Origin of the sequence: Enterococcus mediterraneensis, assembly GCF_900604485.1 — a bacterium.
Classification (GTDB): Bacteria; Bacillota; Bacilli; order Lactobacillales; family Enterococcaceae; genus Enterococcus_C; species Enterococcus_C mediterraneensis.
On sequence record NZ_UWOP01000001.1, the window covers coordinates 1,167,105 to 1,188,828 of the forward strand.

Sequence of the window (21,724 nt, forward strand, 5' to 3'; positions counted from 1 at the left end):
TTATTTCTCTCCTTTTAATTCATGCAATCGATCTTCTAAAAACAACCATTTTTCCCAAAACTCATCTAGATATTTTTCGCCGGCTACGTTCAACGAATAAAATTTTCGCGGCGGTCCTAATTCTGATTTACGCTTTTCGACATTTAAAAGCCCCTTTTTCTCTAAACGCAACAGTACTGTGTAGACTGTTCCTTCGACAATGTCTTCAAATCCAAGATCAACTAAATAATTGGTGATCTCATAACCATATGTCTCTCCTTTAGCGATCTTTTGAAGCACAATGCCTTCCAACACACCTTTGAGTAATTCTGTTAGTCCTTTCATCATTTGTTCCTTTCTTTTTCGTTCTGTCGTCTGCTATATAGTAATACTATGTAGTTGACGAACGTTACAATCATTTACAAGCAATCCTTCCTAGGTACTCACTATCACTAGGTTCTGCTATATAATATTACTAAGTAGCAAAATGGTCAAGAGCATTGTTTATAAAAATTAAGAATTTATTAAGAGGAAATGCTATAATTGGAAAAAATAGCGGTGATTCTGCCATATTGTATCAGTTTTGCTGTTTATTTGAAATTATACGAAAGGAACTAAAATCAATGTCCAGACTTTACCAAGACCATCAGCACAAAATAATTCTCGCTGAAACTCCTCAAAAAATCCAAGATGCACAAGAAGCATTAGATTTTGCCTTCTCTCTTGCCATCGAATACGATACAAATGATATCGTTGTCAGTAAAGAAGCTTTTTCAGAGGCATTCTTTGATCTGCGGAGTAAATTAGCTGGCGAAATCTTGCAGAAATTTGTCCAATATCAAATCCGTTTAGCGATCGTAGGTGACTTTAGTCAGTATCAAAGCAATGCGCTAAAAGACTTTATTTATGAATGTAATCAAGGCAGTCATTTCTTTTTTGTCGGCACAGAAGAAAAAGGAATCGCTCGTTTGAAAAACCAATAAGTTTACAGATAAACTTGAAATTGACTTCATGACGAATCTAAATTTTTTGCCGGATTTTACAAAAAAACTTTGCAAAATCCGCCGCTTTCGATTATCCTATAACATGTAGTCTTGAGTCGATAAAGACTTTCTGCGGAAGTGGCGGAATGGCAGACGCGCACGCTTCAGGCGCGTGTGAGCTTAGCTCGTGTGGGTTCAACTCCCATCTTCCGCATAAATACGACTGATGATTTTATCGGTCTCAAACTGAAAAAACCACTCTGACCAAATCGGTAAAGATTGATCAGAGTGGTTTTTGATTTATACAGATTTATCAGCGACAAACAATTTTATGCTATTTTCGCTTTTTTCTGTTTCGAGAGCGTACTGATAATATCCCAGATACTTAAACCAACGATCAGCAATGGGACTCTTACTGCTGATCATTAAAATCAATAAATAGTTCAGGGAACATCCTTATCTGCCAAAAAACACCAGACATTGTCGAGGCGTTACAGACCTTTGTCATCTAGTGTTTTTTTATAAGACATATTTTTGTTTTTTTATTATCACTTCGGCCACTGACTGCAGCGAAAGATCTGTTTCTCGCTTTTAAAGATCCCATAGATAGCAAAAAGAGTGTCAAGCAATCGCCTAACACCCTTTGAAAATCGCTGTATAGTCAGCTTAGCTTTTTATAAGAACTTAGTTTAATTTCGCGCTTAAACGTTGCACGTCGCGAGCGATCACTAATTCTTCATCTGTTGGGATAACAAAAACTTTCACCTTGGAATCAGGCGCTGTGATTTCTGCTTCTTCTCCATGGATCAAGTTGTTTACTGTTGGGTTCAATTTGATACCAAACCAAGTCATTGGTTTCAAGACTGCTTCACGGATATAAGCCGCATTTTCACCAACACCGGCAGTAAAGACGATCGCATCAACGCCATTCATCACAGCGATATATTGTGCGATGTATTTACGGATACGATCTGCGTAGATCTCGATCGCTAATTCGGCGTCTTCATTGTGGCTGGCTGCCGCTTTTTGAACATCCCGCATATCACTGGAAATTCCTGACAGACCTAAAATACCGGATTTTTTATTCAAAATATCGATCATTTCGTTAACGTCTTCGATACCTTCTTTACGCATCAAATAAGGCAATAATGAAGCGTCGATATCACCAGAACGAGTACCCATCGTAACGCCAGCTAATGGTGTGAAGCCCATTGATGTATCAACGGATTTACCGCCTTTGACAGCAGTGATAGAAGCTCCGTTACCGATATGACAAGTGATGATTTTGGTTTCTTCTTCAGGTTTGTTCAAAAATTCGATTGCGCGTTGTGAAACGAAACGGTGACTAGTACCGTGAGCACCGTATTTACGTGCCGCATGTTTTTCATAATATTCTTTTGGCACGCTGTACATGTAGTTTACTTTCGGCATCGTTGTGTGGAAAGAAGTATCAAAAACAGCCACACTGATGATGTCTGGCAAAATATGTTTGAAGGCTTTGATCCCCATTGCATTAGCTGGATTATGTAATGGTGCTAATTCAGCCAACTCTTCGATTTTTGCTAATACATCGTCAGTAATGATCGTGGAATCTTTGAAGTATTCTCCGCCGGCAACGACCCGGTGGCCAACCCCAGTAATTTCGTCATACGACTCTAAAATATTCAATTCGATCAATTGATCTAAAAGCATTTGAACAGCGATTTCATGATCATCGATGTCTACGACCGTTTCGAATTTTTCGCCTTCTCCGTATTTAATGGTAAAAATAGAATCTTTCAAACCGATACGTTCAACGATTCCTTTCGCAACGACTGATTCTTGCGGCATTTGATACAATTGCCATTTCAAACTTGAACTACCTGCATTGATCGCGATTGTTTTAGACATAACTATCTCCTTAATTCCATTAATTTATTATAAATTTGAAGCTTTCCATGCCTCAAATTGTTTAAAGAATTCAGCAACTTTCGTGGGTTCTTTCAAAGTAGCAAGTTTTGCCACCAAAACTTCCGAGGCTTGCTGTGCATGTTCGCCCTTTTGTTGTAAAATAACGATACTTTTGCGTGACGCTTCATTTTTGAACAACTCGTCCGGCAACTGAATGATAGCTTGCAGATAAGCTTTTTCAACAAATAATTTTTTCAAGGCAGCACTTTGCTGTGTCTCTAAGAAATTGCTTGGTACTAAAAAGAGACCAAAGCTGTTTTCTTTAACATAATTCATCGCTTGTTCCATCAATAAATGATGAGCGAAACTATGCTCTTCTTCCACCGCGGTCAAAAACTTCGACGCTTTTTCGTCATGAGGATAGTACCCCACCGGTAAATCACTGATAACGACATCCATTGGGTCTGCTAAAAGATCCTGCAGTCCGTCTTGGTGGAACAGTTGGACATCTGCATGTGTCCAATCACTTGTCGCCGCAGCTACAGATAAGAGTGTCTCGTCGATATCAACTCCGTAGCCTTTAGGTTCATATTTTGCCAACTGCAAGTTCAACAAAACTGTCAACAGCAGATTGCCCATGCCTGCAGCAACATCCAACACGGCTAATTTTCCTTTTTGAGGATAGAGTTGTTCGATCAGATAGACAAATAAAAAGCCGATCCCGTCTGGTGTCAATTGATGATTAGGCTGCAATTTTTCGGTCCTGCCGCCTTTTAATAACAACAATTGAGAAAGTTTGCGGATCTCTTCATCTTCTAAAGAGATTTCTTGAAGCTGCTGATAAAGAGCTTCGATTTTTTTGGTGGTTTCCTCGTTGGGAACGCCATCAATTACACGGACTTGAAAATGATCGATTTGGTTCTCAACATTTTCGGTATAGGCATCAAGAAAAGATGAATCCAATGCATTTTGTAACAATTGGATGGCTTCAAGGTTCAATTCAAAGCTTTTTTCGATTTTTTCTGGAAACATCTCGCACCTCATTTCATAGATAGGTATAACAACTTTTATACCTGTTTAATTCTAGCTGATTCCTGTAAAATTATCAATCGGTTTCACGGTAAATTTTTCGGCGGTCTATTCAAATTGGTGAGATCTTTTCTAAAAAAATAACTGAAAAGCTTATGCCAAAGCTTTCCAGCATTCTGTCTTAGTTTTCTTTCAAAACTGTTTTATCTTTGTCTTTTTTCAGTACTTCTTCAAAATAGAAGGTGCCGCCCCCATGATCCACCCAGATCCGTAGTAACTCTGATTGACTTTGATAACGAAGGAGACCTTGGTTAAAGGCCACACTGCCACTGCTTTGGGGATCTTTTTGCCGAAGATACTCATACCAAAACATTTCTTTCATGGTTTTCGCTACGTACAATTTTTGCGTACGAATGGCAAATGTCGTGGCCAAACGGTGATTCTCCAATGCCGTCAGCAGCAAGACACTGAAGATAAATACAAGAAAAACCGCAGAAAGCATGATACCGCCTTTATGTTTCGTTGATGATCCATTTCCCATAATTGATATCTCCATTGTTGAACCAGACAGTGATCTCGATACACGAATCCTTTTGTTGGAACAAGACGGTTTTGACATCCATCAATAAAGGATGATGTCCGCCATTTTCCTCTTTGACGATTTTTTGATTCTGATATTTGATAAACGTCGTAACATTCGTGCCTTTCAGAGTGATCCGCTGGTTTTCTGTTTTTTGCAAGGTTCTTTCAGCAAGCTCGTTTTCCAATTGGATCAAAAAAATCTCGAATTCTTGTCGATTGCGTCGCATCAAAAGCGGTTCGATCTGCTTGTGATGTTGGATCGTCGCTGCAGCTAGCAGCAAAAAGCCGCTAAGCATAAGTAATGTGAAAAGACATTCGATCAAAGTAAAACCGCTGCTCCAGTCATTCCTATCTTTTCCGATTCTTCTGCTATTTGAATCCAGATCATTTTTCAAAACAGATCACCAACTGTTGCCCTTGAGAACGAGCTGTTATTTTTTCAATCCGCGTAGTTTTCTGAATGGTTACGTAGTAGTCATTTTCATAGTTCACCTTTCGTTCAAGAGATCCGCCATGACGAGCAAAAGCTTTGGTCTCTTCGTACATGATTCGGGCAGTTCGGGCTTTTTCCATCATCTCCGCGCTTTGGGACAGCATCTTTGTTTCCGAAGAAAGATATAACAGCAAACAACTACTGAGCAGCAACAATGAAAAAAGCGTCTCTAATAAAATAAATCCACTAGTCGATGACTTTCTGATAATGACCACTCCCAAGTTGAAATTTGTATTGGATAGTCTGGCGTTGTGCTTTCCATTGAAAAGTTATGGTTTCCATCTTGCTGTTGTTTCCCGTCTGAGCAACAAATGCGATCGCCGGAAACTTGTTGACTGTCAGCTCTTGAGGAATCATCAGAGTCGGCAGCTGACTTTCCGGCTGCCGAGAGGTCGAAAAATAGATACTTCGCTGATCCGGCGTGAGAAAAAACTGCGTGCGGGTCTTATCAGTGATTGCCAGTTGCTGGGTGACCAATATACTTTTTTCAAACCGCGCTAAAAACTGTTGTACATTCAGGATCTCTTGCCATCTTTGCAGGGCAAGCAGCGGCAGCAGTGTAAAAAAGCTGACGATCGCTAAGACTGCCAGCGACTCTGCTAATGTAAACCCCGCCGTTTTACTCATGTCTGGCTTTCGCCGCCAGATATTTTTTTAATTGCTCTTCAGTGATATAGTCTTCCTCTTCAAGTTTCTTCGCATCTGGCTTCGCTTTATCTGGATTCTCGATTTGATAAAGCTCCATCTGGGTCTCCACGACCGCAATGATCGCAGTATCACTTTCCTTATCGGCAGTATCGCGATGTTTCGCAAGATTTGGCACAAAAAGCAGTACTAAAACACTAATGATCAATAAAACAAAAAGCATCTCGATCAACGTAAATCCTAAATATTTTCTCTTTGATCTTCCTAATTTGTCTGCATCTCTTTCAGCCGTTTTTACATCCTTTTTTAAACCATTCTTCACTTTTTTCATCCAATTCCTCCCATATTGCTATAAATCGGTAAAAACATCGCGCCATAGACACTGATGATCAAGACTGTAACGAACAAAAAAACGATTGGTTGGATCCAACGCATCACGCCTTCGATCCGTCTGATCAATAGCTGATTCGTCAGTTGGCTGTAAAGGATCAGTTCCTCACCCAACTTTCCTTTCGCCTCTCCTTGAAAGACAATAATAGAAAATTCCTCCGTCACAAAGGGATACTCTGCTAATTTTTCAGCTAAAGCTTTTCCTTGTGTCAATGTCTGGTTCAGATCCTGAGCCCACTCATTCATCAAAGAATCCGCCGCTGTTTTTTGCATCAATTGAATAATTTGATAAATCTCGATTCCTTGTACAAAAAGCTTACCCCATTCCAACGAAAAATAGGCTGCCGTGTATAAACGATAATAGATTCCGATAATCGGCAGCCGACTCCAAATACAGGCTTTTGTCAGTTGGTCTTTCTCCTTAAAATAACAATTAAACGATATTAAAATAACAAAAATCAATAAAATTATCCCGCCTAAAATATATGGTGACCAATATAAAAAACGGATGCCGCCATGTTCAGGTGTTACCATACCGGTGGCTAATAATTGCGGCAATAAAAATTGACGCATACTGAAAAGGACTGCTAAGACAAAGAAGATCAACAAAAGTGGATAGATTGCGACTTTCCGAAATTCTTCCCGTTGCTTCAAAAATAATGCCAATTGTTTTTCGATTTGGTGCAATGTGTCGCAGACGCTGCCATGCTCTTCGGCTAATTGGATCTGAGCGATTTCTTGTGGAGAAAAACCGATTGACTGAAAGCATTGTGCCAACGTTTTTCCGACAGACAGCTGTTTTTGAAAGTTTTCAGCTATCCCTCCTTTCAAGCGCCGGCTGCGGCTGATCACCACCAACGCTTCTTGCAAGCTAAAGCCATTTTCCAGCAGAACAGCAACCACCTTGACAAAAAGCTGACGCTCTCTGGCTTCAATTTTTTTCACAAACAGCTTTAAACACTTATCTTTCAATTTGCAAAGTCGTTTCATCGATCCTTCCTTCCCTCGCTAATTTTGTAAGATTTTCTCGCCAATCCGACATTACCGCTTTATCTTTAAATTCGTAGGCCAAAAGCGCGCCAGTCCTTCCATCTGTGGCTGATAGGAGCCGTTGATAGATGACTCCTGCCAAACAATGTTCCAGCTCTTGGTTCTCGCCTACCAGGTCCCGGATCCGATCCAATGTTTCTGCGACTCCGCGGGCATGGATCGTCGCGAATACTTTGTGCCCAGTAAGAGCCGCCCGGATCGCTGCCGCTGCCGTCTTCTTATCCCGTATCTCGCCGATGATCAATAAATCCGGTCGATGCCGCAACGACAACTGGATCAGCTGATCATAAGTCTGCTGGATCTTTTCATTGGTCTGCAGTTGTAAAAATTGCGGCTCTTCGATCTCGACCGGATCTTCAATAGTGATGACTTGTCCATCCTCCTTTTTTGCCAAATGGTACATCAATGTGGTTTTGCCGCTGCCAGTGGGTCCGCTAAACAAATACAGCCCGGTCGGACGCGTCTGCTGGGTAACGATCAGCAATTGTTCAGGCAGAAAAAAGTGTTGAGTATCGTCAGACAACGGATATAGGAATCGTGCTACCAAACTCTCCTGCAAACGATAATCTCCTACTGTCGACAAACGCAAACGCTGAATGAATTCCTTTGTCCGATAGGTGATGGCACCTAGCTGGACTTTGCGTTTTTCTCCTATATCCATCTTTCCCAAATATTTGAAACGGCTGATCACTTGATGTGCATCTTCAAAAGAAAGCTCTTTATAAAGATGGATGGACGTATTTTTCCGAAACAAGACCCGCATGTGTTCTTCGTAAGGATGGATCGCTAGATCTTGCATCCTTTCCTGTCGCCCAAAGAAAATCAACTCATCTGTGAATTTTTCAATATCCATGTTCGCTTCTTTTCCTTTCTCTGTTTATAGATACGCTATCCATCCAAATATTTTTTAGAAAAAATATAATGCTCGGACTTTTATCAATGGATGTAATTATTTTTTGCTATAATTGTTATTTTATTCTTTATAAAGAATCGGAATTGGAAAGAAAACAGGGAGTGAATTACGCAAAAATAAGTTGTCATAGGAGGAAATGAGACGAAAAAAAATATCCAAACGACAGCAGACGATGAACGGTTTCCAAAACTTAGAAAAATCTAGTTTCAAAAACATTCATTGCTCGCTTATCGTTCAGATATTTTTAGCAGAACAGTTTATATCTCAGTTTGATTTTAAACTGGTTTTGTTTCAAAAAGTGGACTTACAGGTTTGTTCTCATGAATCCGTTTAATTGCTTCTCCCATCAGTGCGCTGACACTGATTTCATCGATTTTTTCTGTGCGGCGGTCTTCAGGCAGATAGATAGAATCCGTCACGACACAGCGTTCGATAGCTGAATCTTGGATACGTTGCAAAGCAGGACCGGACAATACAGGGTGTGTACAAGAAGCGTAGACACTTTTCGCACCGGCTTCTTTCAATGCGTTAGCAGCCAATGTGATCGTACCGGCAGTATCGATCATATCATCGATCAAGACACAGATTTTGCCTTCTACATGTCCGATAATATTCATAACTTCAGCAACATTTGCTTTTGGACGACGTTTGTCGATGATGGCGATCGGTGATTTCAAAAATTCGGCTAATTTACGTGCCCGTGTTACGCCACCATGGTCTGGTGAAACAACTACGACATCATCGCCTTGGATCCCTTTTTCTAAGAAATAGTTAGCGATCAATGGTGCTCCCATCAAATGATCCACTGGAATATCAAAGAAACCTTGGATTTGCGCCGCATGCAGGTCAAGAGTGACCATCCGAGTCGCGCCGGCTTTTTCTAGCATATTAGCAACCAATTTCGCAGTGATCGGTTCGCGGGAACGGGCTTTGCGGTCTTGGCGGGCATAGCCGTAATAAGGCATTACTACGTTGATCGTTTTTGCGCTTGCTCGTTTCAAAGCGTCTATCATGATCAACAATTCCATCAAATTATCATTTACCGGACTGCTGGTTGATTGGATGACATAGACATGGGCACCGCGGATACTTTCTTCAATGTTTACTTGGATTTCGCCGTCGCTGAATTGATTAACTGAACATTTCCCCAATTCTACACCAACTGCTGCCGCGATTTTTTCTGCCAAAGGACGATTTGAATTCAACGCAAAAATTTTCAATCTTGGATCAAAATACTGATTTGACATGAGAACCTCCACTTTCTTTCAATACAATAAGAAAACTACTATTTATTAGCAACTCTTCCTAATAAATAGTAGTCATTTTTGTTACATAAATCAAGTTATTTCACATAAAATTGGGAATGTTTAATTCAAAAATGGCAATTTTTTTGCGTAATTCTCTTTGTTTTCTTGGCGAACACGACCGATTGCCATAGCATATTCAGGGATATCTTGAGTAACGGTCGTCCCTGCCGCGATGGATGTATTCTGCGCGACATTGACTGGACCTACCAAGTTGGCGTTAGAACCGATGAAGCTGTGATCACCGACAGTTGTGTGATATTTTTGCTTGCCGTCATAGTTGACAAAAACGACGCCACAGCCCACATTGATCTCTTTCCCTAGTGTCGCGTCCCCAACATATGTCAGGTGTCCGACTTTTGTTCCTTCACCGATCTGAGCATTTTTCACTTCAACGAAATTACCGATATGGGCATTTTCATGGATTTCAGCTTTTGGACGTAAATGAGCGAATGGACCCACGTCAGCGCCTTTTTTAACGAGACTTTCTTCGATGACTGAAGATTTCACCACGACACCGTCTTCAATCACACTATCTACAATCTGTGATTGCGCAGTGATCACGCATTCTTCTCCGATCACCGTAGCACCTTTCAAATATACGCCTGGTTCGATGACTGTTTCTGCACCGATCTTGACTCCGGCATCGATATAAGTCGCCGCAGGATCAATCAATGATACTCCGTTGACCATGTGCTGATGGTTGATTCGTTTGCGCATGATCTGATTGGCTTGGGCTAATGCTACTCGATCGTTGACACCTAAAGATTCTTCAAAATCTTCCGTTTGATAAGCCGCTACGGTTTTGCCGTTTGCTTTCAAGATCTCGATGATATCTGTCAGGTAGTATTCTCCTTGAGCATTATCAGTATCTAAATGGGACAATGCTTCAAACAGCAATTCATTGTCAAAACAATAGGTACCGGTATTGATCTCTGTTACTTTCGCTTCTTCTGGATTCGCGTCTTTTTGTTCTACGATTTTTTCCACGATCCCAACATGATCGCGGATGATCCGGCCATAACCGGTTGGATCATCTGCTTTGGCAGTCAAAATCGTTGCGCTGGCGTTTTTTCCTTGATGGTATTCAAAAAGATTATTCAGCGTTTCAGTAGTCAACAAAGGTGTATCGCCGCTGATTACCAACGTCGTGCCTTTTTTACCTTTTAAAAACGGCTCTACTTGCAATACCGCATGTCCTGTTCCTAATTGCTCTGCTTGCAGTGCGTATTGGCTGCGCTCGCCTAGTTGTTCCTTCACTTTGTCGGCGCCATGGCCAACAACAGTAACGATTTCTTGAGGCTGTGTTTCCATTACTCGGTTCATGATATGCTCTACCATCGGTTTGCCGCAAACCGGATGTAATACTTTATATAATTTGGATTTCATACGGGTTCCTTTACCCGCTGCCAAAATAATTGCAAAACGTGTTGTCACGTAGTCCACTCCCATCTTTTTCATCTAATTTAGTTTAGCCCAATTCTTAGTTCTTAGCAACCGTATCAGTAAAAAAACGACCATACCAATCAAAAAAGACCCGTTGAAAACGGGTCTTTTGCTGAACATCGATTACAAAATTATTCGTCGAAATAATTTCCTGGTACGACTGAGATCGTTTTTGTCTGAGTATCGACATCTTCTACGAACAATAGTGATGTGTAATCGTTCACTGCACGTTTGCCTTTGAATTTAGCTTCCGCAAAAACTGTCACACCGACAAGATCACATTCAAATTCTTCGATCAGGCTTTGCATCCCATTGATGGTGCCGCCGCCTTTCATAAAGTCATCCACGACTAATACGCGGGACCCGCGTTTCAAGCTGCGTTTGGACAATTCCATTTTTTCAATGCGTTCTGATGAACCCGACACATAATTGACACTTACTGTCGAACCTTCAGTGATCTTGGAATCCCGACGAACGATCACGAACGGTACATTCAAATAATAAGAAACTGCTTGCGCGATGGGCACACCTTTTGTAGCCACCGTCATCACGGCATCGATTTTTTGTCCAAGATATTTAGAAGCGATGATCCGGCCTACTTGACGCAACAAATCCGGTTCTCCTAATAAATCAGACAAATAAACATAACCGCCTGGCAATAATCGGTCTTGTTCAGATAAACGTGCGGCTAAAGATTCTATGTATCGTTTAGCTTCTTCTGGAGAAATCTCAGGGATGAAAACGACGCCTCCTGCGGCACCAGGAATCGTTTCTAAAATACCTGTTCCTCTTTTTTTAAAGGTTTTTTTAGCGATAGCCAGATCTTCACTGATCGAAGATTTTGCCGACTCGTAACGTTTCGCAAAAAATGTCAATGGAATCAACTCATGGGGATGATCCAATAAATAATGTGTCATGTCGATCAATCGTTCACTACGACGCACTTTCACAAACTTCACTCCTTGTATAATTTACATTCGCTTTATTATAAGGCTTTTGCTGGAATATTTCGAGTATTTTCCTGCCAATTTAAAAAATAGTTCGTAATTTCTAATGTTAGACATAAAAAAGAGGCGATAATTTTCGCCTCTTACTTTTCACTTTCTTGCTGTTTACTTATTGATGCGTTGTTTTCTTTGGATGAATACGATGATCTGCTTCACAAGATTCAAAAGTAAAAACAATGCAATGAAGACTAATGTGATGGTGGCCCCCGGAGGAGTATCTAAATAAAAGGAACTGGTCAGCCCGCTGAGCATTCCGATCAGACCGATCAAAATACTGATCAAGATCACGACATTAAAGCCTTTGCCGATCCGCATACTGATGGCAGCCGGCAGTACGATGATCGCTGAAATCAATAATGCTCCGGCAATCGGGATCATCACCGCGATCGCTACCCCGGTCAAAATATTGAAGAGAGTGGACATCAAATGGATCGGCAGTCCATCCACATGAGCGGTATCCTCATCAAAAGTCAGGACATACATTGGTCGTTTGAACAATAGAAACAGGATCTGCGTAACTATGAACAAGCCGCCTAAAATAAAGACTTGTTGTGTTGTGATCGTTACGATAGAGCCGAAAAGATACGACTGAATGCTGGTGGCGGAATTACCGCCGCTGAGATTCATCAGAACCAATGCCAACGCCAGTCCCCCTGCCATCAAGATCGCGATCGAGATCTCCGCATAACTGCGATACATAGACTGCAGATATTCCAGTAAGACAGCCGCGATCACTACAACGATCAGTGTAGTCAAATTAGGGTTCAAATTAAAGAAAAATCCTAACGCGACCCCTGCCAATGAAACGTGAGACAATGTGTCCGCCAACAGCGATTGCCGACGGATCACCAGAAACACCCCTAACATCGGCGCGATCCCAGCAATAAAGATCACTGCTAGAAAAGCTTTCCTCATGAATTCATATGAAAGCAGCGCCATGGGGAATCCTCCTTTCGCACCAAACGAATCTGGCGGTCACAATATTCTTTGATGTCTTCATGATCATGAGTGATCATCAAAATCGATTTGCCGTGGACATGAGCACTGTGACGCAACAGGCGATAAAACTTATTGCGAGACTCTTCGTCCATCCCGGTGGTCGGCTCATCTAAAATAAATAAGTCAGGATCAGCGGCAAAGACCCTTGCCAAACTGATTCGTTGTTTTTGTCCACCTGATAATTCACCGATGCGTTTGTGACGCACATCCCACATCCCGACTGCTTCTAAGGCCCGCTGAACGTGTTGATGATCTTTTTCCGTCAGTTTTTTGAACCAGCGGTCTCTCGGATAACGTCCAGAGCGGACTAGTTCCAAGACCGTACTGGGAAAACCGGCGTTGAAAGACGCGATCTGCTGCGGGATATAACCGATATGGAGTTTTCCTCCAGCCGCGTTGGTTTTGGACAATGTGACTTCGCCTTTTGTCGGCTTCAACAGTCCTAATGTCGCTTTGATCAACGTGGATTTGGCGGCACCATTTTCACCGGTCAAAATGACGAATTCACCGTCATCTACGGAATAATTGATGCCTTCCAATACCGGTTCGTCATCATAATAAAATGTTAAATCTTTTACATCGATATAGCGCAACGGTGGCGCCTCCTTTTATTGAATACTTTCTTTTAACGCTTCGAGATTTTTACGCATAATGGTAAGATAAGTTTCTCCATCTTCCATTTGTTGGGTCGTCAAACTTTCGAGAGGGTTCAATACAGCTAATTTTACGCCGGTTTCCTTTGACAGAGTCTCTGCGACTTTTTTATTGGCATTTTCTTCAAAGTAGATTACTTTCACACCGTGGTCCTCCACGTAATGTTTCAACTCTGCTAAGCGGCTTGGTGAAGGCTCTTGATCTGGCGAGATTCCGGCAATCGATTTTTGCGTCAATCCGTATTGTTTCGCTAAATAGCCGAATGCAGCATGTTGCGTAACAAAAGTTGTGTTTTCAGCATCCGCAAAAGCAGCTCTGAAATCATCATCTAATTCTTGTAATTTCTCGATATAAGCCGCGGCATTCTTTTCAAAAGCGGCTTTTTTATCCGGATATTTTTCGCTTAGCTGATCACGGATCGTTTCGACTTCTTTGATCGCCATCACTGGATCAGTCCAAACATGGGGATCTTTCTCGTGATCATGATCGTGGTCGTGGTCATGATCGTCTGCTGATTCGATCAGATCGATCTTTTCACTGGCTTCAATGACCAATGTCGTATCATCCAAACTGTCTTCGATGCTGTCGACCCAAGTTTCCAGCTCTTCACTATTATACACGAAGGCATCCGCTTGGGAAATTTTCGCGACGTCTTTTGCGCTTGGCTCATAATCATGAGGTTCAGTTCCAGCTGGTATCAGCAATTCAACCTCTCCTTCATCCCCTAACACTTCTTTCGTAAATTCATACATCGGATAAAAGGTCGCGATCGCTTGGATCTTTTCTGTTGAAGCTGATGTTCCGCTTTGTTCTGATTGATTGCTCGCACCGCAAGCCGCCAAAAACAAACTAGTTGCTAAAATACTGATACCGATAAAATATTTCTTCATCTTCCTACCTCTTTTCATTTTTTGATACAAATCGGAAAACTTCCGATTTACTGACAGGAACTAATGTATCAAACAAATAAAAAGCCGTCAACCAAAATCGGAAAACTTCCGATTTAGAGTTGAAAAACATTGTTAAATCGGAAGATATAGGACTGGTCGTTCATAAGTACCAATTTAGTTAGCGTATTTAACACATTACTGAACTACCTTCTGTTTTCTGATTCATCGGCGTATTCGGGGTAGTCATTTTCCACAAAAAGAAGACATCGACTGAAAATGACCGATGTCTTTGAAGCTTATTTCAATGTTCGGACCAGATAGACCTCATCGCAAAATCCCTTCAAGGCATTGTAGACCCGTTGTGCTCTGGAATGTTGTCGGCACAAGGCAAAAACTGTTGGACCGCTGCCGCTCATCAATGCAACATCCGCCCCGTATTTCATCATACGATCTTTGATTTGCTGAATGATGGGATGACGCTGGATCGTGATATCTTCTAACGCATTGCCCATATAGCGGATCATCTGCTCATAATCATTGGCGCGGACCGCTTCTGTCAATTTGGCGATATCCGGATGATGGATCTTGTCTACATCGACCTCGGGAAATACCGTCCGTGTAGACACACTGATCCTGGGTTTCACTAAGATCACCCAACATTGCGGCATAGGTTCGATCCCTGTGACGATCTCGCCTTTCCCAGCTACAAGAGAAGTTTTACCATATAAACAATAAGGGACATCTGTTCCGACTTCCATCCCAAGTTCGATCAATTCTTCATCTGTTAGATTCAGATTCCACAAACGATTCATTCCTCGTAAAACTGCCGCTGTATCGGAACTGCCGCCGCCAAGACCTGCCGCTACCGGGATCTGTTTTGTGATATTGATTTTAATGCCCTTTTTGATCTTGTAACGTTTTTTCACCAAAGCTGCGGCTTGATAAACATTGTTCCGCTGATCAACTGGCAAAAAAGCTTTATTGGTTTCGACGATGATGCGATCTTCTGCTATTTCTTCCATAGTCAAGCGATCCGCCAGATCCACACTGGACATGACCATCGCCAGCTCGTGATAGCCGTCTGGACGTTTGAATAGGACATCCAATCCAAGATTGATTTTCGCCGGTGCTTTCTCGATTATCTCCATTTCCTCACCTACTCACCTGAAAAGAGTCGTTGTGTATTCTATCATAGCAGAAAGCAAATGTATAGAAAGAGATTTTTTATTAATTTTACCAAAAAACAATCGTTTAATTTGCCGAAAATCCGTTTTCAATTTACAATATTAATGGATAAAAAATAGAAAGCGGGGAGATATTGAATGGCTAACTTGATTCCAAGAGATTTCAAAGATCTAGGCAATGCAGAGGATTTGTTTGGTAAATTGATGAATAATTTTTGGCAAGAACGGCAGATTTCCACTGATATCAAAGAATACGACGATCATTATCTGGTAAAAGCGGATCTTCCAGGTGTCGATAAAAACGACATCAAAGTCAGTTACGTCAATAATATTTTATCGATCACCGCGACACAATCAGCGGAAAAAGAAGAAAAAGATGATGCCGGACGCTACCTGCGCCGTGAACGTTCTAGCAGTTCCTATCAACGAAGCTTCACTATCCAAGATATCGACGACGCTAATATCAAAGCAAAATTCGATAATGGTGTATTGACGCTGAACTTGCCAAAAGCCGGCTACAAAGACGCACCCGGCAGTAATATCACAATTGAATAGACTTTTTAAACGCTTTGCGACGACTTTTCCGTTGCGGAGCGTTTTTTTAATCCATTAAAAAAAGCTAGCGGTTTTTACCGCTAGCTTTTCAAATCAACCTCTTACAACATCTCTGCTTTTCCTACGTTCTCACCAGCATGGATCGTTCCTGTTTTAGCCAGTGTCAAACTTGATACTTTTTCAGCATTCGTGATGACTGTCAGAACATCTGTCTGTTTGCCGGCTGCTTTGATAGCATTCAGATCCATCACTGCCAACAGAGTCTTCGGTGTCACATCTTGACCTTCTTGGACTTTCACATCAAAAGGCGTTCCTTTTAATTCAACCGTATCCAAGCCCATATGAACCAAGACTTCTGCACCTGTATTAGTCAAAATACCAATAGCGTGTTTTGTTTCAAAAATACTTGTGACTTTCCCGTTGACCGGTGAATAGATCTTGCTGGTCGTTGGACGAACTGCGAAACCGTCACCCATCATTTTTTGTGAAAAGACAGGATCAGCGACTTGTCCGATTGCTACAACTTCCCCGTCTGCTGGTGCAAACAATGCTTCTTCAGTGACTAGATCCGGTGTTGCGGTCGCCACAGATTCAACTCCGATATCACCAACGCTGACACCTGCTGTTGCTAAACCTTCCACTGCTAAGTTATCAGCCGGTGCATCCACAAGATCGATCTTATTGAAGATTCCTTGACGGCGAAAGACCACTGTCAAGATAAATGGCACTACCACTGCGATCGCCATGGCAATAACAAACGCCAACCAGCCGCCGCCTAATGTAGAATTGATTGCTAAGATCCCAGGCAAGCCGCCGACACCGATAGCATTGGCACGAACACCCATCAGGTTGCTGAACATACTAGCTACCCCGGAACCGATCATCGCTGCAACAAATGGATAAACATATTTCAAGTTGATCCCGAACATCGCTGGTTCTGTTACACCTAAGTAACAAGAAATCGTTGCTGGTATCGAGATTTGTTCTTCTTTTTCATTGCCGCGATGCAAGAAGATAATCGCTAAAACGGCAGAACCTTGCGCGATATTTGATAATGCGATCATTGGCCATAGATTCGTCGAACCAAAATCGGCGATCAGCTGCATGTCGATGGCATTGGTCATGTGATGCAGTCCGGTAATAACCAGCGGTGCATATAAGAATCCAAAAACAGCACTGAACAGCCAGCTGAAAGTAGATGTTAGGCCAGTATTGACGATATAAGAAATACCGCTGCCCAACCACCAGCCAAATGGCCCTAAAACTACGTGAGCGGCTAAAATCGTTGGCAATAATGCAAATAGCGGAACAAAAATCATGGAAACTGCTTCCGGGATATGTTTTCGGAAGAAAATTTCAAGATAAGCCAACATAAATCCGGCCAACATCGCTGGAATGACTTGCGCTTGATAACCGATCTTGTCGATATGCGCAAACCCGAAATCCCAAAACGGAATATCTGCAGCTGCGGTACCTGGTACGGCATACGCATTCAATAATTGCGGAGAAACTAACGTAATCCCTAGAATAATACCTAAAATCTGAGTGGTTCCCATTTTACGAGTAACACTCCATGTAATACCAACTGGCAAGAAGTGGAAAATCGCTTCACCAGGCAGCCACAGAAAATCATTGACGCCGTTCCAAAAAACCGATTGAGAGACGATCGTACCATTACCAAAATCAATTCCTTCCAAAACATTCCGGAAACCTAAAATCAGCCCCCCAACGATGATCGCTGGAATGATCGGTGTAAAAATCTCTGCTAAAACAGTGATAGCTCGCTGAATCGGATTTTGATTTTGCTTTGCAGCAGTCTTGCTTTGTTCTTTGGAAACCCCTTCGATCCCCGATACCTCTTTAAAATCATTGAAAAAGGTCGGTACATCATTTCCGATGATAACTTGGAATTGACCGGCGTTTGTAAACATCCCTTTTACGCTGGAAATATCCTCAATGGATTTTTCATCGGCTTTTTTCGGGTCATTCAATACAAAGCGCATCCTAGTGGCACAATGAGTCACTGCAGCGATATTTTCTTTCCCGCCTACATATTCCAGAAGCTTCTCAGCATCTTCGTGATACTTACCCATAAATAAAACTCCTTTCCCTTACTTGTATATATATGTTTTGTTGACAAGATAATAATAACTTCTAAAACAAATTTATGCAAGCGTTTTATAAAAATGATTTTATTTTTTTTGCAATTAAATTTATTTGCCTTATAATTTCACATACCAAAATTAAATATTACATGTAATATAAAAATATATTTCACAAACTTCTTCTTATATAAGAGCGATTTTTTAACAACCCATCACTCTGATTGTTCTTTTAAAAAAATAAGAAAACACTTCTATTTAGTTGTAATCGCCTACATATTCCGCTATAATCTACTTGCATGTATAGGCAAGTAGAGAGGAGCATAATCATGACACTTTTATTTATCACTTATAAGAACACTTATTGGCAGACGCTGTTTGCCGAAGAAGAACAGGATTTTTCTACTTTTTCTGAGGTATTGAGCTATGCAGAAGAATTGAAGCAACAAGGACTATCCGGCGGTATCCTTGCCTCAAAGGAGATCTTGATACCGACAGCGGCTGGTAAAGCTGATGCCGCGCAAACACTGACAGAAACATTGAATCTGCCTTTTGTTTACGGTAATACAGCAAGTTTTTCAGAAAAAGCCGCTGAGATTCCTTGGCTTTTGACTTATCATGGCTACCTGCCTGGAAAAGACGAGTATTCTGTAGAATCTCTGCTGACTGTCGGAAATGGATTTCTCGGTCTTCGAGGCACTACACCGGAAATGGAAATCGCGGAAGAAAATTATCCAGCCACCTATCTGGCAGGTCTTTATAATACCGCGGCGTCAGAAGTTTCCGGCCAAACCATCTACAATGAAGATTTCGTCAATGCGCCGAACCTGCAGAAAATCTATCTGATCGTTGACGGTGAGAAAATCGATATCGCCGCAAATCAAGTTCTTTCTATGAAACGGCAATTGGATCTGCGTACCGGTTTGTTCCAATCTTGGGTGACGATCCAATTGGAAAGCGGCAAACGAATTGCTGTCCAAACGAAAAAAAGCGCCAGCATGGAAAACGTCCACCAATATAGCATCCTTTATCGTTTTTCACCGCTGAATTTCTCTGGAGAAATCACTCTTGTTTCCGAAGCTGACGGCAGTGTATTCAATTCAAATGTGGCTCGTTACCGCAGTTTGACTGCCCATCATTTGACTATCACAAAAAAAATCGCAGAAAAACAGCGTATCTTCTTGGAAGCTGTGACGAAACAATCTCAAATCACTATCCGACAAAGCGCTGAGCTTTTCAGCGATTCGCTGGATCTGGAACAGATAGTGACTGCTGAAACAGCAGAAAAGGCAACCCAACATTTGTCTTTGGCTGCTGAAGAAAACCAATGGTATGAAGTAGAAAAAACAGTGGATGTCCAACTTATTCACCAACCTCAAAATACAAAAGCAGAAACTTACAGTTGGCCGGTACTTCCTAGATTCAACGAACTTTACACCGAGTCTAGCAATGCGTGGCAAGAGCTTTGGCAAAAAGCCGGGATCACTGTCGAAGGGGATCTGATGTCGCAAAAAATGCTGAATCTCCACACCTATCACCTGCTGACTTCCGCTTCACCTAACGGCAATCATGAGCTGGACGCTTCTGTTACTGCCCGCGGACTGCATGGCGAAGCCTATCGGGGACATATTTTCTGGGATGAGTTGTTTATTCTGCCTTTTTACATCATCCATTTCCCCGAAACTGCCCGACAACTCCTGCTTTATCGCTATCAGCGGTTGACCAAAGCAAAAGAAGCGGCACAAGAAGCCGGTTATCAAGGCGCGATGTTCCCTTGGCAATCCGGTTTGGATGGATCGGAACAATCTCAAAAACTGCATTTAAATCCGATCAGCGGCGAATGGAAAGAAGATCACAGCCGCCTGCAGCGTCATGTCTCGTTGGCTGTTGCCTATAATGTTTGGCAGTATTGGCATAATACCGGTGACATCGACTTTATGAAAAAATATGGGATCGAGATGCTATTGGAGATCGCGCATTTTTGGCAAAGCGCGGCAATGTGGGATGAAGAAGATCAGCGCTATTCCATCAGCGGTGTCATGGGGCCGGACGAGTTCCACGAAGGCTATCCGAATGCTGATAAAGGCGGCTTGAAAAACAATGCCTACACCAATATGATGGTGGTCTGGCTTTTTGAAGAGATAACAAAATTAGCGGAGATCCTGCCGGAAGAAGATTTCCAACAGGCTCAAAACAAGACCGGTGTAGATGATGAGTTATTAGCCGACATGCTGAAGATAAGAAAACAATTGGCATTATCCATCGATGAGGATGGGATCATCGCCCAGTTCGACGGCTATTTCGATCTGGCGGAGATCGATTGGGATCACTATAAAGAAACTTACGGCAATATCTACCGAATGGATCGCATCTTGAATGCAGAAGGCCGTTCCGCAGATGACTACAAGGTCGCTAAACAAGCGGACAGTTTGATGATTTTTTATAACTTCTCCAAAGCGCAAGTCGCGGAGATCTTAGATGATTTAGGGTATCAGCTGCCAAAAGATTACGTGGAAAAAAATCTCCACTACTATCTACAGCGGACCAGTCATGGCTCGACGTTATCTCGTGTCGTCCATGCGCAACTAGCCGCAATGGTGGACGATCAACAGTTGGCTTGGCAGCTTTATCAAGAAGCTTTGTATTCCGATTATCGCGATATCCAAGGAGGAACCACAGCCGAAGGAATCCATGCCGGCGTGATGGCAGCGACTCTTTTTATCCCGCTGACTACTTTTGCAGGTTTAGATATTCGACAAGAACACGTTCATTTTCAGCCAAAAATGCCGGAAGCATGGCAAAAAATCAGTTTCTCTATGACGATCCGCGGAGTCGCTTATCAAGTAGCTGTTTCTCATGATGAATTAGAAATCTGCGCAAATCGTGAAATTATGATAACGGTTGCTGAAAAATCTGTTACACTAAAAGCAAACGAACCACAAACCATTTACTATAAGGAGCTACTCGTATGAAAAAAGGATTTATTTTTGATTTAGACGGAGTTATTACAGATACTGCTAAATTTCATTTTATCGCGTGGCGGGATCTGGCCGCAGAGATTGGGATCGAAGTTGACTTAAAATTCAATGAACAATTAAAAGGCATCAGCCGGATGGATTCATTAGAACGCATTTTGGCTTATGGAAATAGAGCAAATGACTTCACGACAGAAGAAAAAGAAGCGTTAGCTGCCAAAAAGAATACTCATTACGTAGAACTCTTGCAATCATTGTCTCCTGCCGATCTGTTACCTGGTGTCAAAGAATTTTTGGATGACGCACGGCAACAAAATATCCCTTGCGCTATCGCCTCGGCTTCCAAAAATGCGCCATTCATTTTGAAAAAATTGGAAGTCGCTGATTTGTTCGACGGGATCGTGGATCCGGCAACGTTACACAAAGGCAAACCCGATCCGGAGATCTTCGTCAAAGCGGCAGAATTATTGAACATCCAGCCGGAAGAAGCGATCGGTTTTGAAGATGCGCAAGCCGGGATCGATGGAATCAAAGCTTGCGGGATGTTTGCGGTAGGTGTTTTAAGTGACGAACCGCTTCATGGCGCAGATCTGACTGTCAAACGTCTGGATGAATTGAATGTCGCAGAATTGGTCCAATTATAAGCAAATTGCT

General features: G+C 42.0%; 22 protein-coding genes and 1 tRNA gene. 5 read left to right on the forward strand and 18 right to left on the reverse strand.

Annotated features, from left to right (window positions below; translation table 11 throughout):
• A complete protein-coding gene (locus tag EFB00_RS05670) occupies positions 1 to 324 on the reverse strand; it encodes a PadR family transcriptional regulator (protein WP_122647051.1) in 324 nt (107 codons plus the stop codon).
• A gap of 278 nt (positions 325 to 602) precedes the next feature.
• Here EFB00_RS05670 and EFB00_RS05675 point away from each other — a divergent pair, with 278 nt between their 5' ends.
• The gene (locus EFB00_RS05675; protein ID WP_122645910.1) at positions 603 to 962 is read left to right on the forward strand and encodes a DUF4180 domain-containing protein; all 360 of its coding nucleotides are present in this window, start codon (positions 603 to 605) and stop codon (positions 960 to 962) included.
• Positions 963 to 1,094: 132 nt separating this feature from the next.
• A tRNA-Leu gene (locus tag EFB00_RS05680) sits at positions 1,095 to 1,176 on the forward strand.
• Between the two features lie 470 nt (positions 1,177 to 1,646).
• On the opposite strand, the gene EFB00_RS05685 is transcribed toward EFB00_RS05680, so the two are convergent.
• The 16 genes from EFB00_RS05685 to ispE form a co-directional block, all read right to left on the reverse strand.
• Complete coding sequence (locus tag EFB00_RS05685) at positions 1,647 to 2,852, reverse strand: acetate/propionate family kinase (RefSeq protein ID WP_122645911.1); 1,206 nt, start codon at positions 2,850 to 2,852, stop codon at positions 1,647 to 1,649.
• Between the two features lie 27 nt (positions 2,853 to 2,879).
• The gene (locus tag EFB00_RS05690; RefSeq protein WP_122645912.1) at positions 2,880 to 3,884 is read right to left on the reverse strand and encodes a class I SAM-dependent methyltransferase; all 1,005 of its coding nucleotides are present in this window, start codon (positions 3,882 to 3,884) and stop codon (positions 2,880 to 2,882) included.
• A 178-nt stretch (positions 3,885 to 4,062) separates the two neighbouring features.
• Positions 4,063 to 4,422, reverse strand: a complete 360-nt coding sequence (gene comGG, locus EFB00_RS05695; RefSeq protein ID WP_122645913.1) for a competence type IV pilus minor pilin ComGG — start codon at positions 4,420 to 4,422, stop codon at positions 4,063 to 4,065.
• Positions 4,394 to 4,858 carry a competence type IV pilus minor pilin ComGF gene (gene comGF / locus EFB00_RS05700; protein WP_122645914.1) on the reverse strand — a complete coding sequence of 155 codons (465 nt, stop codon included), beginning with the start codon at positions 4,856 to 4,858 and terminating at the stop codon, positions 4,394 to 4,396. The genes comGG and comGF overlap by 29 nt, the downstream gene beginning before the upstream one ends.
• Positions 4,848 to 5,036: a hypothetical protein gene (locus EFB00_RS05705; RefSeq protein ID WP_164709433.1), complete on the reverse strand. Its 189-nt coding sequence runs from the start codon at positions 5,034 to 5,036 to the stop codon at positions 4,848 to 4,850. The genes comGF and EFB00_RS05705 overlap by 11 nt, the downstream gene beginning before the upstream one ends.
• 106 nt (positions 5,037 to 5,142) lie before the next feature.
• Positions 5,143 to 5,583: a competence type IV pilus minor pilin ComGD gene (gene comGD, locus EFB00_RS05710; RefSeq protein WP_122645916.1), complete on the reverse strand. Its 441-nt coding sequence runs from the start codon at positions 5,581 to 5,583 to the stop codon at positions 5,143 to 5,145.
• Positions 5,576 to 5,932: a competence type IV pilus major pilin ComGC gene (gene comGC, locus EFB00_RS05715; RefSeq protein ID WP_122645917.1), complete on the reverse strand. Its 357-nt coding sequence runs from the start codon at positions 5,930 to 5,932 to the stop codon at positions 5,576 to 5,578. The genes comGD and comGC overlap by 8 nt, the downstream gene beginning before the upstream one ends.
• Complete coding sequence (comGB, locus tag EFB00_RS05720) at positions 5,929 to 6,981, reverse strand: competence type IV pilus assembly protein ComGB (protein ID WP_122645918.1); 1,053 nt, start codon at positions 6,979 to 6,981, stop codon at positions 5,929 to 5,931. The genes comGC and comGB overlap by 4 nt, the downstream gene beginning before the upstream one ends.
• Positions 6,953 to 7,894 (reverse strand): competence type IV pilus ATPase ComGA, encoded by a 942-nt coding sequence (comGA, locus tag EFB00_RS05725; protein WP_122645919.1) that lies wholly within the window; start codon positions 7,892 to 7,894, stop codon positions 6,953 to 6,955. The genes comGB and comGA overlap by 29 nt, the downstream gene beginning before the upstream one ends.
• Before the next feature lie 335 nt (positions 7,895 to 8,229).
• Positions 8,230 to 9,201 (reverse strand): ribose-phosphate diphosphokinase, encoded by a 972-nt coding sequence (locus EFB00_RS05730; RefSeq protein WP_122645920.1) that lies wholly within the window; start codon positions 9,199 to 9,201, stop codon positions 8,230 to 8,232.
• A gap of 120 nt (positions 9,202 to 9,321) precedes the next feature.
• On the reverse strand, positions 9,322 to 10,695 hold the full coding sequence (glmU, locus tag EFB00_RS05735; RefSeq protein ID WP_122645921.1) for a bifunctional UDP-N-acetylglucosamine diphosphorylase/glucosamine-1-phosphate N-acetyltransferase GlmU: 1,374 nt from the start codon (positions 10,693 to 10,695) through the stop codon (positions 9,322 to 9,324).
• Between the two features lie 140 nt (positions 10,696 to 10,835).
• The gene (purR, locus tag EFB00_RS05740; protein WP_122645922.1) at positions 10,836 to 11,654 is read right to left on the reverse strand and encodes a pur operon repressor; all 819 of its coding nucleotides are present in this window, start codon (positions 11,652 to 11,654) and stop codon (positions 10,836 to 10,838) included.
• Between the two features lie 162 nt (positions 11,655 to 11,816).
• Positions 11,817 to 12,650 carry a metal ABC transporter permease gene (locus tag EFB00_RS05745; protein ID WP_122645923.1) on the reverse strand — a complete coding sequence of 278 codons (834 nt, stop codon included), beginning with the start codon at positions 12,648 to 12,650 and terminating at the stop codon, positions 11,817 to 11,819.
• Complete coding sequence (locus tag EFB00_RS05750) at positions 12,623 to 13,303, reverse strand: metal ABC transporter ATP-binding protein (protein ID WP_122645924.1); 681 nt, start codon at positions 13,301 to 13,303, stop codon at positions 12,623 to 12,625. Before EFB00_RS05750 ends, EFB00_RS05745 begins: the two co-directional genes overlap by 28 nt.
• 15 nt (positions 13,304 to 13,318) lie before the next feature.
• Positions 13,319 to 14,254, reverse strand: coding sequence for a metal ABC transporter substrate-binding protein (locus EFB00_RS05755; protein ID WP_122645925.1), 936 nt, complete (start codon positions 14,252 to 14,254; stop codon positions 13,319 to 13,321).
• Between the two features lie 296 nt (positions 14,255 to 14,550).
• A complete protein-coding gene (gene ispE / locus EFB00_RS05760; RefSeq protein ID WP_122645926.1) occupies positions 14,551 to 15,402 on the reverse strand; it encodes a 4-(cytidine 5'-diphospho)-2-C-methyl-D-erythritol kinase in 852 nt (283 codons plus the stop codon).
• 174 nt (positions 15,403 to 15,576) lie between these two features.
• On the opposite strand from ispE, the gene EFB00_RS05765 reads away from it, so the two are divergent.
• Entirely contained in the window at positions 15,577 to 15,993 is a 417-nt protein-coding gene (locus tag EFB00_RS05765) for an Hsp20/alpha crystallin family protein (protein WP_122645927.1), read from the forward strand.
• 101 nt (positions 15,994 to 16,094) lie between these two features.
• On the opposite strand, the gene treP is transcribed toward EFB00_RS05765, so the two are convergent.
• Positions 16,095 to 18,086 (reverse strand): PTS system trehalose-specific EIIBC component, encoded by a 1,992-nt coding sequence (treP, locus tag EFB00_RS05770; protein WP_122645928.1) that lies wholly within the window; start codon positions 18,084 to 18,086, stop codon positions 16,095 to 16,097.
• A gap of 338 nt (positions 18,087 to 18,424) precedes the next feature.
• On the opposite strand from treP, the gene EFB00_RS05775 reads away from it, so the two are divergent.
• Positions 18,425 to 21,067 carry a glycoside hydrolase family 65 protein gene (locus EFB00_RS05775; RefSeq protein ID WP_122645929.1) on the forward strand — a complete coding sequence of 881 codons (2,643 nt, stop codon included), beginning with the start codon at positions 18,425 to 18,427 and terminating at the stop codon, positions 21,065 to 21,067.
• On the forward strand, positions 21,064 to 21,714 hold the full coding sequence (gene pgmB / locus EFB00_RS05780; protein ID WP_122645930.1) for a beta-phosphoglucomutase: 651 nt from the start codon (positions 21,064 to 21,066) through the stop codon (positions 21,712 to 21,714). Before EFB00_RS05775 ends, pgmB begins: the two co-directional genes overlap by 4 nt.
• Positions 21,715 to 21,724 lie beyond the last annotated feature (10 nt).

Bases quoted from the DNA above. Each gene is read 5' to 3' on its own strand.
- EFB00_RS05670 (WP_122647051.1), bottom strand. From the start codon at position 324: ATGAAAGGACTAACAGAATTACTCAAAGGTGTGTTGGAAGGCATTGTG.
- EFB00_RS05675 (WP_122645910.1), top strand. From the start codon at position 603: ATGTCCAGACTTTACCAAGACCATCAGCACAAAATAATTCTCGCTGAA.
- EFB00_RS05685 (WP_122645911.1), bottom strand. From the start codon at position 2,852: ATGTCTAAAACAATCGCGATCAATGCAGGTAGTTCAAGTTTGAAATGG.
- EFB00_RS05690 (WP_122645912.1), bottom strand. From the start codon at position 3,884: ATGTTTCCAGAAAAAATCGAAAAAAGCTTTGAATTGAACCTTGAAGCC.
- comGG (WP_122645913.1), bottom strand. From the start codon at position 4,422: ATGGGAAATGGATCATCAACGAAACATAAAGGCGGTATCATGCTTTCT.
- EFB00_RS05705 (WP_164709433.1), bottom strand. From the start codon at position 5,036: ATGGAAAAAGCCCGAACTGCCCGAATCATGTACGAAGAGACCAAAGCT.
- comGD (WP_122645916.1), bottom strand. From the start codon at position 5,583: ATGAGTAAAACGGCGGGGTTTACATTAGCAGAGTCGCTGGCAGTCTTA.
- comGC (WP_122645917.1), bottom strand. From the start codon at position 5,932: ATGAAAAAAGTGAAGAATGGTTTAAAAAAGGATGTAAAAACGGCTGAA.
- comGB (WP_122645918.1), bottom strand. From the start codon at position 6,981: ATGAAACGACTTTGCAAATTGAAAGATAAGTGTTTAAAGCTGTTTGTG.
- comGA (WP_122645919.1), bottom strand. From the start codon at position 7,894: ATGGATATTGAAAAATTCACAGATGAGTTGATTTTCTTTGGGCGACAG.
- EFB00_RS05730 (WP_122645920.1), bottom strand. From the start codon at position 9,201: ATGTCAAATCAGTATTTTGATCCAAGATTGAAAATTTTTGCGTTGAAT.
- EFB00_RS05745 (WP_122645923.1), bottom strand. From the start codon at position 12,650: ATGGCGCTGCTTTCATATGAATTCATGAGGAAAGCTTTTCTAGCAGTG.
- EFB00_RS05755 (WP_122645925.1), bottom strand. From the start codon at position 14,254: ATGAAGAAATATTTTATCGGTATCAGTATTTTAGCAACTAGTTTGTTT.
- ispE (WP_122645926.1), bottom strand. From the start codon at position 15,402: ATGGAGATAATCGAGAAAGCACCGGCGAAAATCAATCTTGGATTGGAT.
- EFB00_RS05765 (WP_122645927.1), top strand. From the start codon at position 15,577: ATGGCTAACTTGATTCCAAGAGATTTCAAAGATCTAGGCAATGCAGAG.
- treP (WP_122645928.1), bottom strand. From the start codon at position 18,086: ATGGGTAAGTATCACGAAGATGCTGAGAAGCTTCTGGAATATGTAGGC.
- EFB00_RS05775 (WP_122645929.1), top strand. From the start codon at position 18,425: ATGACACTTTTATTTATCACTTATAAGAACACTTATTGGCAGACGCTG.
- pgmB (WP_122645930.1), top strand. From the start codon at position 21,064: ATGAAAAAAGGATTTATTTTTGATTTAGACGGAGTTATTACAGATACT.